General features: G+C 68.5%; 11 protein-coding genes, 1 other RNA gene and 1 pseudogene. 10 read left to right on the plus strand and 3 right to left on the minus strand.

Features of this window, described 5'->3' with window-relative positions:
• Positions 1-91: 91 nt before the first annotated feature.
• The 3 genes from ssrS to C5O18_RS02240 all read right to left on the minus strand — a co-directional run bounded on the left by ssrS (position 92) and on the right by C5O18_RS02240 (position 923).
• A non-coding RNA gene (ssrS, locus tag C5O18_RS02230) (6S RNA) lies at positions 92-274 on the minus strand.
• 63 nt (positions 275-337) lie between these two features.
• The gene (locus tag C5O18_RS02235) at positions 338-652 is read right to left on the minus strand and encodes a cell division protein ZapA (RefSeq protein ID WP_105191242.1); all 315 of its coding nucleotides are present in this window, start codon (positions 650-652) and stop codon (positions 338-340) included.
• 61 nt (positions 653-713) lie between these two features.
• Positions 714-923, minus strand: coding sequence for a TIGR02449 family protein (locus C5O18_RS02240; protein ID WP_105191243.1), 210 nt, complete (start codon positions 921-923; stop codon positions 714-716).
• Between the two features lie 76 nt (positions 924-999).
• On the opposite strand from C5O18_RS02240, the gene C5O18_RS02245 reads away from it, so the two are divergent.
• The 10 genes and pseudogenes from C5O18_RS02245 to nuoG all read left to right on the plus strand — a co-directional run.
• A complete protein-coding gene (locus tag C5O18_RS02245; protein ID WP_105191244.1) occupies positions 1000-1581 on the plus strand; it encodes a UPF0149 family protein in 582 nt (193 codons plus the stop codon).
• A 77-nt stretch (positions 1582-1658) separates the two neighbouring features.
• Positions 1659-3017 carry a Xaa-Pro aminopeptidase gene (pepP, locus tag C5O18_RS02250; protein ID WP_105191245.1) on the plus strand — a complete coding sequence of 453 codons (1359 nt, stop codon included), beginning with the start codon at positions 1659-1661 and terminating at the stop codon, positions 3015-3017.
• Positions 3014-4360 (plus strand): 2-octaprenyl-6-methoxyphenyl hydroxylase, encoded by a 1347-nt coding sequence (ubiH, locus tag C5O18_RS02255; protein ID WP_105191246.1) that lies wholly within the window; start codon positions 3014-3016, stop codon positions 4358-4360. Before pepP ends, ubiH begins: the two co-directional genes overlap by 4 nt.
• Positions 4361-4591: 231 nt before the next feature.
• Complete coding sequence (locus C5O18_RS02260) at positions 4592-5641, plus strand: FAD-dependent monooxygenase (RefSeq protein ID WP_105191247.1); 1050 nt, start codon at positions 4592-4594, stop codon at positions 5639-5641.
• Positions 5642-5903: 262 nt separating this feature from the next.
• Positions 5904-6227, plus strand: a pseudogene (gene ndhC, locus C5O18_RS02265) (NADH-quinone oxidoreductase subunit A); the annotation flags it as partial.
• 51 nt (positions 6228-6278) lie between these two features.
• The gene (locus C5O18_RS02270; protein ID WP_105191249.1) at positions 6279-6956 is read left to right on the plus strand and encodes an NADH-quinone oxidoreductase subunit B; all 678 of its coding nucleotides are present in this window, start codon (positions 6279-6281) and stop codon (positions 6954-6956) included.
• A gap of 80 nt (positions 6957-7036) precedes the next feature.
• A complete protein-coding gene (nuoC, locus tag C5O18_RS02275; protein ID WP_105191250.1) occupies positions 7037-8836 on the plus strand; it encodes an NADH-quinone oxidoreductase subunit C/D in 1800 nt (599 codons plus the stop codon).
• 13 nt (positions 8837-8849) lie between these two features.
• Positions 8850-9362 carry an NADH-quinone oxidoreductase subunit NuoE gene (gene nuoE / locus C5O18_RS02280; protein ID WP_105191251.1) on the plus strand — a complete coding sequence of 171 codons (513 nt, stop codon included), beginning with the start codon at positions 8850-8852 and terminating at the stop codon, positions 9360-9362.
• On the plus strand, positions 9359-10690 hold the full coding sequence (gene nuoF / locus C5O18_RS02285; RefSeq protein ID WP_105191252.1) for an NADH-quinone oxidoreductase subunit NuoF: 1332 nt from the start codon (positions 9359-9361) through the stop codon (positions 10688-10690). The genes nuoE and nuoF overlap by 4 nt, the downstream gene beginning before the upstream one ends.
• A 38-nt stretch (positions 10691-10728) precedes the next feature.
• Positions 10729-12438: NADH-quinone oxidoreductase subunit NuoG (gene nuoG / locus C5O18_RS02290; protein ID WP_146089176.1), on the plus strand; the 1710-nt coding region annotated here is incomplete at its 3' end.

Raw genomic sequence — 12438 nt, forward strand, 5'->3', positions numbered from 1 at the left:
GGCGCAGCTCGCGACGCAGCTGTTGCTGGTCGGTGTGCAGTCGGGCAGGAGGTGTGTTCAGGGAAGCGTCATGCGGCATGGGCATGTGGCGGGTTTCTCCGAGAGTGCCGCTGTCCGTCGTAACCCTTGAACCCAGTAGGTTCAAGGGGGATGCGGCGCTCGCACTTAAGGCTTTCCGACAGGCGGACATGCACACCGCGCAAGACGAACGCATCCCGAAGGATAAAACATCGGCTCAGGGGATCTGACGAACTGGCGCACACCCCAGAGAAGGCTTTCAGTATAGACCAGTCGGGCGCCCAGGCTAACGACCCGTCTGTTATATAAATGTGCGTTCTCAGTTCGTTCCGGAATGGCCGGTTTCGATCAGCGCGGCTTCCATGCGCTTCATGAGCGTGGCGATGTCGGCGGGGCTGACGCCATCGCCGCTGTGCTGCTGGCGCAGGGTGAGCAGTTCGTGGCTGATGTTGAGCGCGGCGATCACGGCGATGCGCTCCAGGCCGAGCACGCGGCCGCTGCCGCGGATCTCGCGCATCTTGCGGTCCAGGTACTGGGCGGAGCGGCGCAGGTTGTCCTGTTCGGCGAGCGGGCAGGCGATCTTGTAGGCCTTGTCGAGAATGAACACGTCGAGGGTGCTGATGTCCTGGCTCATGCCGATGCTCTGTCGCTGATCTGGGAAAGGGATAGGCGCGTGGCGGCCGCTCCGGTTGACATCAGGCCTGGGCTTCCAGCGCCTTCAGGCGCAGGATGATGGCTTCCACGCGGGCGCGGGCGTGCTCGTTCTTGCGCTGCAGATCGTCGCGCTCGGCGAGCAGCTGCTGGCGCTGCTTCTGCAGCTGCCGGGTCTCGTCGTGCAGCTCGCGCAGCCGGACGAGCAAGGCGTCGACCTGGCGACTGAGCGCCTGGTAATCCTGTTCAAGCATGTCCGGTTCGCCGTGAAGGAATCCAGCGGCTACTATAGGATGCTGCCCGGGCAATGCCAACAGGAGATGACCCCCCATGCAAGCCGCCGAACTGCCCAGTCTGGAAACGCTGGCGCTCGCCTTGTCGCGCCTGCAGGCCGACTGCTCCGCTTCCGAGCTGCACGGCCTCATGTCCGGTCTGCTGGCCGCCGGCGCGCGCCTGAACCGGGCGGCGCTGGTGAAGTCGCTGGAGGCGCATGTCGACCCCAACCAGGCATTCGACGACGGCCTGATTGCCGGGCTCTGGCAGCTCCAGCTCAAGACCCTCGAGGACCTCGGCGCCGACGAGCTGGTGTTCCAGCCCCTGTTGCCCGACGACGAAGATGACCTCGGCCAGCGCGTGGTCGCGCTCGGCGACTACTGCCGCGGCCTGCTCGCCGGTTTCGGCCTGGGCGTGCAGGGTGATCACCCTGCGCTGGCCGACGAGGCTGTGCGCGAGACCCTGCAGGACCTGGCCAACATCTCCCAGGTCGACAGCGTCGACGAGGCCGACGAGGACAGCGAAGTGGCCTACGCCGAACTGCACGAGTTCGTCCGCTTGGCGGTCATCCACCTGTTCGAGGAACTGGCGCCGCGCGAAGAGCATTCGCACGACTCGCCGGCGCCCACCCTGCACTGACCGGGCGCGCGGCCGGCGTGCCCCCGGACCGGATGCCGCCCGCCGGCTCTGGCGCCCTGCCCTGACGAGAGCCTGATATGCCGTCACTGATTTCCTCAGCCGAATTCGCCGCGCGCCGCCAGGCCCTGATGCGGGCCATCGGCCCCGATGCCGTGGCGCTGGTGCCCGCGGCCCTGCACCACCGGCGCAACCGCGACACCGAGTACCGCTACCGGCAGGACTCCGACTTCTATTACCTCGGCGGCTTCGCCGAGCCGGAGGCGCTGATCGCGCTGCTGCCCGGCCGCGCCGAGGGCGAGTTCGTGCTGTTCTGCCGCCCGCGCGACCGCGAGATGGAAATCTGGAACGGCTACCGCGCCGGCCCCGAGGGTGCGGTGGCGAACTTCGGCGCCGACCAAGCCTTCGTGATCGGCGAGCTCGACCAGCGCCTGCCCGAGCTGCTTGCCGGCCGCCGCCGCGTGTTCGCGCCCATGGGCACGGAGCCCGGCTTCGACCGCCGCCTGACCGGCTGGCTGAACACGGTACGCGCCCGCACTCGCGCCGGGGTGCAGGCGCCGGGCGAGCTGCACCTGCTTGATGCCGCGCTGCATCCGCTGCGCCTGATCAAGAGCGCGGCCGAGCTGGACATCATGCAGCGCGCTGCCGACCTCAGCGCCGAGGGCCACCGCCGCGCCATGGCGGTGGCCGCGCCCGGCCGTTTCGAATACGAGCTGGAGGCGGAGCTGCTGCACGCCTTCACCCGCCACGGCTGCCCGGCCCCGGCCTACGGCAGCATCGTCGGCTCCGGCGCCAACGCCTGCATCCTGCATTACACCGAGAACGACCGGCGCATGCAGGATGGCGACCTGGTACTGATCGACGCCGGCGGCGAGCTCGACCACTACGCCGCCGACATCACCCGTACCTTCCCGGTCAGCGGCCGTTTCAGCGGCCCGCAGCGCGACCTCTACGAGGTCGTGCTGGCGGCCCAGCTCGCCGCCATCGACGCGGTGAAGCCGGGCGCGAGCTGGCAGGACCCGCACGACACGGCGGTGCGCATCCTCACCCGGGGGCTGGTCGATCACGGCCTGCTCGCCGGCGACGTGGACGGGCTGATCGAGTCCGGCGCCTATCGCCGCTTCTATATGCACCGCACCGGCCACTGGCTGGGCATGGATGTGCATGATGTCGGCGACTACCAGATCGACGGCCGCTGGCGGCCGCTGCAGGTGGGCATGGTGCTGACCGTGGAGCCCGGCCTGTACGTGGCGCCGGACGACGACAGCGTGGCCGCGCACTGGCGCGGCATCGGCATCCGCATCGAGGATGATGTCGCGGTCACCGATGGCGGCCGGCATGTGCTGACCGCGCAGGCGCCGAAGTCGGTGGCGGATATCGAGGCGCTGGTGGGTGCCGGCGCCGGTGTTCCGGGCAGTATTGTTGGTGGCGCGGCATGACCGCGCGGCCTGACGGCACGACGGGGGAGGCCGCAGCGGCGGCACTGCCCGGGCAGGCGGACCTGGTGATCGTCGGCGGCGGCATGGTCGGCGTTACCCTGGGCCTGCTGCTGGCGCAGCGTCTGCCGGCCTTGCGCGTGGTGCTGCTGGAGGCCACCCGTTTCCCGGCGCTGGATCCGGAGCGGCCGCTGCCCTACACGCCGGGCTTCGATGCCCGCAACACGGCGTTGTCGCGACGCACCATCCAGGCCTTCACCGACCTCGGGCTGTGGCCGCAGCTGCAGCCGCACGCCACGCCGATCCATCACATCCATGTCTCCGATCGCGGCCATTTCGGGCTGGCGCGCCTGAATGCCGCCGAGGAGAACGTCGAGAGTTTCGGGCAGGTCATGGAGAACGCCTGGCTGGGCGTGGTGCTGCTGGCGGCGCTGAAACGCTGCCCGTCGGTCACCGTGCTCGATGGCGTGCGCGTGACCGGCCTCAGGACCGCTGCCGATCATGCCGAGGTCAGCCTGGTCGCAGGGGCCCCCGGTGATCGCTCCGGCCAGGCCGGAGGCGAAGATGCCGCCGGCCGGGCGCCGGAGGCGCACGTGCTGCGTGCCCCGCTGGTGGTCGCGGCCGATGGCACGCATTCGCGCAGCCGCGACTGGCTGGGCCTGTCGGCGAGCTGGCGCGACTACGGCCAGACCGCGCTGGTGACCACGGTGGCGACTTCGCTGCCGCACGCCCACACCGCCTACGAGCGCTTCACCGGCGACGGCCCCATCGCGCTGCTGCCGCTGCCGGACGAGCCGGGTGCCGGCCAGCCCCCGCAGACCCGGCGCTCGCTGGTGTGGGCGCTGGCCACGGCGGAGGCGGAGCGGGTGCAGGCGTTGCCCGATGCCGATTTCGCCGCCGAGCTGCAGCGCGCCTTCGGCCGCCGCGCCGGCCGCTTCACCCGCGTCGGCCGCCGCCATGCCTATCCGCTGCAGCTCATGGTCGCACCGCAGCAGGCGGTGCCGCGCGCGCTCATCCTCGGCAACGCCGCGCACAGCCTGCACCCGGTCGCGGGCCAGGGCTTCAATCTCTGCCTGCGTGATGCCCTGGTGCTGGTCGAGCACCTCGCCGCCGCCGTGCGCGATGGCGCCGATCTCGGCGATGCCGCGCGCCTGCGTGCCTACGAGGCGGCACGCCAGCAGGACCAGGCGCAGATCATCCGTTTCTCCGACAGCCTGGTGCGCGGCTTCTCCAGCAATCATCCGGCGCTGTCGCTGCTGCGCAACATCGGGCTGGCCGGCTTCGACCTCATGCCCGGCGCCAAGCCCGCGCTGGCGCGCTATGCCATGGGGCTGAGTCATGTCTGATCATCCGGGAACCGAACGCGGGCCTGATGTCATGCCTGATGCCGCTGCCGGCGTGCGCGACTTCGATGTCGTGGTGGTCGGTGCCGGCATGGTCGGCAGCCTGTTCGGCCTGCTGCTGCTGAACGATGCCCGTGCCGCCGGCCTGCGCCTGGCCATTGTCGATGGCGAGCGCAGCACGCTGCCGGCGCCGGACGCGCCCTTCGACCTGCGGGTGTCGGCGCTGTCGCGGGCATCGGAAGATNGCGTGCGGGTTGCGGCGACGCCCTGGCGGCGCAGCGCCACTGCCTGTTCACCGACATGCGGGTGTGGGAGGCCGATGGCACCGGCGCGGTGCATTTCCGGGCCGGCGAAGTCGGCGAGACGCATCTCGGCATGCTGGTGGAGAACCGCATCGTGCAGGCGGTGCTGGCCGACGCCCTGTTCGCGCACCCGCAGGTCGCCGCCTTCTGCCCGGTGCGCGTGCAGCACATCGCGCGCCTGGCCGCTGCCGGAGCGGCCGCGCGCTCGCCGGCAGCGCCGGGCTGGCAGCTGACCCTGTCGGACGGCAGCACGCTGCGCACGTCCCTGCTGATCGGTGCCGATGGCGCCGCCTCGCGCGTGCGCGACGCCGCCGGCATCGGCAGCGCGACATGGGACTACCGCCAGAAAGGCCTGGTGTGCACGGTCGCCACGGTGGCGCAGCACCGGCACACGGCCTGGCAGCGCTTCCTGCCGGAGGGGCCGCTGGCCTTCCTGCCGCTGGCCGATCTGCACCAGTGCTCCATTGTCTGGACGCTGCCGTCCGATCGCGCCGATGCCATGCTGGCGTTGCCGGAAGATGCGTTCCGGCGCGCGCTCGGCCAGGCCTTCGAGCACCGGCTGGGCGACATCACGACGGTCGGGCCGCGCGGCGCCTTTCCTCTGCAGGCCCGGCACGCCGAACATTACGAGCAGGATGGCCTGGCGCTGATCGGCGACGCCGCGCACAGCATCCACCCGCTGGCCGGCCAGGGCGTCAACCTCGGCATGCTCGACGCCGCGCTGCTGGCCGACGAGCTGCTGACGCAGCGCGCGGCCGGCCTGCCGCTGCACCACGGGCGCGCGCTGCGGCGCTACAGTCGCGGCCGGCGCGGGCACAACGCCGCCTTGATGCACGGCATGACCGGCTTCGAGCGCCTGTTCGCCGCCGATGCGCCGGCGCTGCGTCTGTTGCGCAACACCGGCATGTCGCTGTTCGACCGTGGCGGGCTGCTCAAGCACTGGGTCATGCGTGTCGCCGTGCTCGGCCGTGGCGGGCTCTGAGGGCCGCCATGGCGGCCACTGGTGACGGTGTCGTAACTCCATGCTCCCAAGGAATGTAAGACCATTTATCCCCCCCTTTGATGTGGAATAATGTCGGCCAGGGGAGTATCCTCCGCGCGAAATCTTGATCTCGTTCAATGCCGAACCTTCCTCCGGGCTTTCGGCATAGAAACGCTCAAAGGAGTTCGCTATGGCGTCCGGCGTCACGGAAACCGCTAGCTACTGGTCCTTCGGCATTTTCCTGCTGGGCATCGTGGGCATGTGCTGTTTCATGCTCTTCATTCCGTTCCTGCTGGGTGGTCGCGACTGGGGCCGGGCCAAGAACGAACCCTTCGAATCCGGCGTCGTGTCGCAGGGCGGTGCCCGCCTCCGCGTCTCCGCCAAGTTCTATCTCGTCGCCATGTTCTTCGTGATCTTCGACGTGGAAGCCCTCTTTCTCTACGCCTGGGCCATTTCGGTACGCGAGACCGGATGGCTGGGGTTCGTGGAAGCCGCCATTTTCATTCTCGTCCTGCTGGCCGGTCTGTTCTATCTGTGGCGCATAGGCGCCCTGGACTGGGCGCCCGAGGCGCGTCGCAAGCGCGCCGCCAGGGTCGCCGCCGAGAAAGCCAAACAGGAAAACTGAGGCCTGCCCGTCATGAAGTACACGCTGACCCGAGTCGATCCGAACGCTGCCAACGATGTCTACCCCATCCAGCAGCGCGAAACCGGGGTCACCGACCCGGTCGAGGAGCAGGCGCAGAAAAGCATTTTCCTCGGCCGCCTGGAAGACATGATCCACGGCGCCGTGAACTGGGGCCGCAAGAACTCCCTCTGGCCGTACAACTTCGGCCTGTCCTGCTGCTACGTGGAAATGGCCACCGCCTTCACCGCGCCGCATGACCTCGCGCGCTTCGGCTCCGAAGTCATCCGCGCGTCACCGCGCCAGGCCGACGTCATGGTCGTGGCCGGCACCTGCTTCCTGAAGATGGCTCCGGTCGTGCAGCGCCTGTACGAGCAGATGCTGGAGCCGAAGTGGGTCATCTCCATGGGTGCCTGCGCCAACTCCGGCGGCATGTACGACATCTATTCCGTGGTCCAGGGCGTGGACAAGTTCCTGCCCGTGGACGTGTACATCCCCGGCTGCCCGCCGCGCCCCGAAGCTTTCCTGCAGGCGCTGATGATTCTGCAGGAGCAGATCGGCAAGGAGCGCCGCCCGCTGTCGTGGGTGGTCGGCGACCAGGGTGTCTACAAGCCCGAGCTGCAGTCCAAGCGCGAAGAGAAGCGCGACGGCCGCATCCAGGTGGTGAACCTGCGCACGCCGGACCAGGTCTGAGGCGGGCGGGACCGGATCTTGCAGCGTTGGCGGGTGGCCGGCGCTGCCGACAGAATTCTTTTTGAGTGACGACGATACCGATGGCCGACGACGTCCTTGCTTCCCAGGAAGCTGCACAGGCAGAACCGAAGACTCCCGGCGGCGATTTCGCCGTGGTGCGCGAGCTGAACCAGCGCTTCGGCAGCGATGCCCTGGTGTTCCAGCCCACCAAGGATGGCGTGCCGACGCTGTGGGTGAAGCGCGAGCAGGTGCTCGACGTGCTGCGCTTCCTCAAGCAGCTGCCCAAGCCGTACAGCATGCTCTACGACCTGTCGGCGGTGGACGAGCGCCTGCGCAAGCACCGCTACGGCCTGCCGGCGTCCGACTACACGGTGTTCTACCACCTGCTGTCGATCGAGCGTAATTCGGACGTGCGCATCAAGGTCGCGCTCTCCGCCGACGACCTCAGCCTGCCCACGGCCATTCCGGTGTTCGCCAACGCCAACTGGTACGAGCGCGAAGTGCTGGACATGTTCGGCGTCGACTTCAAGGGTCATCCGCAGCCGTTCCGCCTGCTCATGCCGCGCACCTGGCAGGGCCACCCGCTGCGCAAGGACTTCCCGGCGCGCGCCACCGAGTTCGACCCGTTCCAGCTCACCGCCCTGCGCCAGGACCAGGAGCAGGAAGCGCTGCTGTTCCGGCCGGAAGAGTGGGGCATGAAGAAGGGCAACGAGGAATCGGACTTCATGTTCCTCAACCTCGGCCCCAACCACCCGTCCGCGCACGGCGCCTTCCGCATCGTGCTGCAGCTCGACGGCGAAGAGATCCTCGACTGCGTGCCCGACATCGGCTACCACCACCGTGGCGCCGAGAAGATGGCCGAGCGCCAGAGCTGGCACAGCTTCATTCCCTACACCGACCGCATCGACTACCTCGGCGGGGTGATGAACAACCTGCCGTACCTGCTCGCGGTCGAGCAGCTCGCCGGCATCAAGGTGCCGCCGCGCGCGCAGACGATTCGCGTGATGATGGCGGAATTCTTCCGCATGACCTCGCACCTGCTCTTCCTCGGCACCTACATCCAGGACTTCGGCGGCATGACGCCGATCTTCTTTATGTTCTCCGACCGCAAGCGCGCCTACGACGTCATCGAGGCCGTGACCGGCTTCCGCATGCACCCGGCCTGGTTCCGCATCGGCGGTGTCGCGCATGACCTGCCCAAGGGCTGGGATCGCCTGGTGCGCGAGTTCCTGGACTGGATGCCGGCGCGCCTGAAGGAGTACGAGAAGGCCGCCATGCGCAACAGCGTGCTGAAGGCGCGCGCCATCGGCGTGGCCCAGTACAACAGCGCCGAGGCCATCGAGTGGGGTGTCACCGGCGCCGGCCTGCGCGCCACCGGCATCGACTATGACCTGCGCAAGGCGCGGCCGTACTCGGGCTACGAGAACTTCGAGTTCGAGGTGCCGCTGGCCCACAACGGCGACGCCTACGACCGCGGCATGGTCCGCCTGGAAGAGATGCGCCAGTCGCTGCGCATCATCGAGCAGTGCCTGAACAACATGCCGTCCGGCCCGTACAAGGCCGACCACCCGCTGGCGGTGCCGCCGAACAAGGCCAACACGCTGCAGGACATCGAGACCCTGATCCACCACTTCACCAGCGTGTCGTGGGGTCCGGTCATGCCCGAAGGCGAGGCCAGCTTCATGATCGAGGCCACCAAGGGCATCAACAGCTACTACCTGACCTCCGACAAGAACACGATGAGCTACCGCACGCGCATCCGCACGCCGTCGTTCGCGCATCTGCAGCAGATTCCCTCGGTGATCCGCGGGTCGATGATTCCCGACCTGATCGCCTACCTGGCCTCCATCGATTTCGTGATGGCCGACGTGGACCGCTGAGGGGGAGAACGAGATGACCACCCAGACCCAGAGCGCCCAGCTCATCGCGACCAGCCGCTTCCAGCTGTCGCCGCAGGAACGTGCCGACATCGAGCACGCCATTTCGCATTACCCGGACGCGCGCGCGGCCAGCATCGACGCGCTCAAGATCGTCCAGGCCAACCACGGCTGGGTGCCGGACGGCGCCATCCCCGAGATCGCCGGCGTGCTCGGCATCCCGGCCTCCGACGTGGAGGGCGTGGCCACCTTCTACAGCCAGATCTTCCGCGTGCCGGTCGGCCGCCACATCGTGCGCCTGTGCGACAGCATGGTCTGCTACATCAACGGCCACGAGGACGTGCTGGCGGCGCTGCGCGCGAAGCTCGGCATCGGCTACGGCGAGACCACCACGGACAGCCGCTTCACGCTGCTGCCGGTGTGCTGCCTCGGCAACTGCGACAAGGGCTCGACCCTGATGATCGATGACGACACCTACGGCGGCCTGACGCCGGAGCAGGTCGTGGAACTGCTGGAGAAGTACGCATGAGACTGTCTTCCTGGGGCCCGAGCAACACCATCGCCAAGACGCCGGAAACGCATCCGCTGACCTGGCGCCTGCGTGACGACGGCCAGCCGGTATGGCTCGCCGAGTACGAATCCAAGAACGGCTATGCCGGCCTGCGCAAGGCGCTCGGCGAGCTGGCGCCGGCCGACATCGTCGGTCTGGTCAAGGACTCCGGCCTCAAGGGCCGTGGCGGCGCCGGCTTCCCCACCGGCGTGAAGTGGGGCCTGATGCCGCCCAGCGACGGCGTGACGCCGCGCTATCTGCTGTGCAACGCCGACGAAATGGAGCCGAACACCTGGAAGGACCGCCTGCTCATGGAGCAGATGCCGCACCTGCTGATCGAAGGCATGATCATCAGCGCGCGCGCGCTGGCGGCCACCACCGGCTACATCTTCCTGCGCGGCGAATATGTCGATGCCGCCCGCAACCTCAATCGCGCCCTCGACGAGGCCCGCGCCGCCGGCCTGCTGGGCAGCAACATCCTCGGTTCCGGTTTCGATTTCGAGCTCTACGTGCACACCGGTGCCGGCCGCTACATCTGCGGCGAGGAAACCGCGCTGATCAACTCGCTCGAAGGCCGCCGCGCCAACCCGCGCTCGAAGCCGCCGTTCCCGGCCGCTGTCGGCGTCTGGGGCAAGCCGACCTGCGTCAACAACGTGGAAACGCTGTCGAACGTGCCGGCCATCGTCGCCAACGGCATCCAGTGGTACCACGGCCTGGCGCGCCCGGGCAGCGAAGACCACGGCACCAAGATGATGGGCTTCTCCGGCAAGGTGAAGAACCCCGGCGTGTGGGAGCTGCCGTTCGGCGTCACCGCGCGCGAGCTGTTCGAGGACTACGCCGGCGGCATGCGCGACGGCTACACGCTGAAGGCCTGGCAGCCCGGCGGCGCCGGCACCGGCTTCCTGCTGCCCGAGCACCTGGAAGCGCAGATGTACGCCGGCGGCATCGGCAAGGTCGGCACCCGCATGGGCACCGGCCTGGCCATGGCGGTCGACAACAGCATCAGCATGGTCTCGCTGCTGCGCAACATGGAAGAGTTCTTCGCCCGCGAGTCCTGCGGCTGGTGCACGCCCTGCCGTGACGGCCTGCCGTGGAGCGTGAAGATCCTGCGCGCGCTGGAGCGTGGCGAAGGCCAGTCCGGAGATGTCGAGACGCTGCTCGGCCTGGTCGGTTTCCTCGGCCCGGGCAAGACCTTCTGTGCGCATGCCCCGGGTGCGGTCGAGCCGCTGGGCAGCGCCATCAAGTATTTCCGCGACGAGTTCGATGCGGGCGTGGCAGTGCAGCCGGCGCAAGCCGCGACCGCCTGACACGCAACCCATTTTGAAAGTTTGAAGACGGTCACGACATGGCAACCATCCACGTAGACGGCAAAGAGTACGAAGTCGACGGCAGCGACAACCTGCTGAGCGCCTGCCTCTCGCTCGGTCTCGACATCCCCTATTTCTGCTGGCACCCCGCGCTGGGTTCGGTGGGCGCCTGCCGCCAGTGCGCGGTCAAGCAGTACGCCAACGCCGACGACAAGCGCGGCAGGCTGGTGATGTCGTGCATGACGCCCTCCACCGACAACACCTACATCTCCATCGAGGATGACGAGGCGAAGCAGTTCCGCGCCTCGGTGATCGAGTGGCTGATGACCAACCACCCGCACGACTGCCCGGTGTGCGAGGAAGGCGGCCACTGCCACCTGCAGGACATGACCGTGATGACGGGCCACAACACCCGTCGCTACCGCTTCACCAAGCGCACGCACCAGAACCAGGACCTGGGCCCGTTCATCAACCACGAGATGAACCGCTGCATCGCCTGCTACCGCTGCGTGCGCTACTACAAGGACTACGCCGGCGGCACCGACCTCGGTGTCTACGGTGCGCACGACAACGTCTATTTCGGCCGCGTCGAGGACGGCGTGCTGGAGAGTGAGTTCTCCGGCAACCTGACCGAGGTCTGCCCGACCGGCGTGTTCACCGACAAGACCCACAGCGAGCGCTACAACCGCAAGTGGGACATGCAGTTCTCGTCGAGCATCTGCCACGGCTGCTCCAGCGGCTGCAACATCAGCCCGGGCGAACGCTACGGCGAGCTGCGCCGCATCGAGAACCGCTACAACGGTGACGTGAACCAGTACTTCCTGTGCGACCGCGGCCGCTTCGGTTACGGCTACGTCAACCGCGCCGATCGTCCGCGCCAGCCGCAGCAGCGCGTCGCCGGCGAGTTCCAGCCGCGCGGTCTCGACGCCGCCCTCGACGGCATTGCCGCCACGCTCAAGGCCGGTCGCCGCGTCATCGGCATCGGCTCGCCGCGCGCCAGCCTGGAGGCCAACCATGCCCTGCGCGAGCTGGTCGGCGCCGACAATTTCTTCGCCGGCGTGGGTGCCGGCGAGCACAGCCTCAACCGTCTCGTGGTCAGCCTGCTGCAGGCCCACGCCGACCGCGTGCCGACCCTGCGCGAGATCGAGAAGAAGGATGCCGTGCTGGTGCTCGGCGAGGACCTCACCCAGACCGCCGCCCGTCTCGCCCTGGCCCTGCGCCAGTCGGTGAAGAACAAGCCGGTGCGCATGACGCTGGACAAGAAGGTCCAGGAGTGGAATGCCCTCGGCGTGCGCGACATCGGCCAGCGCGAGCTGTCGCCGCTGTACATCGCCAGCCTGAACGAGACCCGTCTCGATGACGTCGCCGTCGCCACGCTGCGCGCCGCGCCGGAAGACATCGCCCGCCTCGGTCATGCCGTCGCCAACGCCATCGACAGCGCCGCCCCGGCCGTCGCCGGCCTCGACGCCGATACCGCCGCGCTGGCGCAGCGCATCGCCGCCGACCTGCTGGCCGCCGAGCAGCCGCTGGTGGTGTCCGGTGTCAGCAACGGCAGCGCCGCCGTCATCGAAGCCGCCGCCAACGTGGTCAAGGCCCTGCAGGCGCGCGGCAAGTCCGCCGCCATCACGCTGACCGTGAGCGAAGCCAACAGTGTCGGCACCACGCTCATGGGCCAGGCCGGCAATGATTCGCTGGATGACGCCCTCGCCCTGCTCGCCGGCGGCCAGGCCGACACCCTGGTGGTGCTG

Origin of the sequence: Amnimonas aquatica (assembly GCF_002943415.1) — a bacterium.
GTDB classification, from domain to species: domain Bacteria; phylum Pseudomonadota; class Gammaproteobacteria; order Pseudomonadales; family Moraxellaceae; genus Perlucidibaca; species Perlucidibaca aquatica_A.

Bases quoted from the DNA above. Each gene is read 5' to 3' on its own strand.
- ubiH (WP_105191246.1), top strand. From the start codon at position 3,014: ATGACCGCGCGGCCTGACGGCACGACGGGGGAGGCCGCAGCGGCGGCA.
- nuoC (WP_105191250.1), top strand. From the start codon at position 7,037: ATGGCCGACGACGTCCTTGCTTCCCAGGAAGCTGCACAGGCAGAACCG.
- nuoE (WP_105191251.1), top strand. From the start codon at position 8,850: ATGACCACCCAGACCCAGAGCGCCCAGCTCATCGCGACCAGCCGCTTC.
- C5O18_RS02245 (WP_105191244.1), top strand. From the start codon at position 1,000: ATGCAAGCCGCCGAACTGCCCAGTCTGGAAACGCTGGCGCTCGCCTTG.
- C5O18_RS02235 (WP_105191242.1), bottom strand. From the start codon at position 652: ATGAGCCAGGACATCAGCACCCTCGACGTGTTCATTCTCGACAAGGCC.
- C5O18_RS02240 (WP_105191243.1), bottom strand. From the start codon at position 923: ATGCTTGAACAGGATTACCAGGCGCTCAGTCGCCAGGTCGACGCCTTG.
- pepP (WP_105191245.1), top strand. From the start codon at position 1,659: ATGCCGTCACTGATTTCCTCAGCCGAATTCGCCGCGCGCCGCCAGGCC.
- nuoF (WP_105191252.1), top strand. From the start codon at position 9,359: ATGAGACTGTCTTCCTGGGGCCCGAGCAACACCATCGCCAAGACGCCG.
- C5O18_RS02270 (WP_105191249.1), top strand. From the start codon at position 6,279: ATGAAGTACACGCTGACCCGAGTCGATCCGAACGCTGCCAACGATGTC.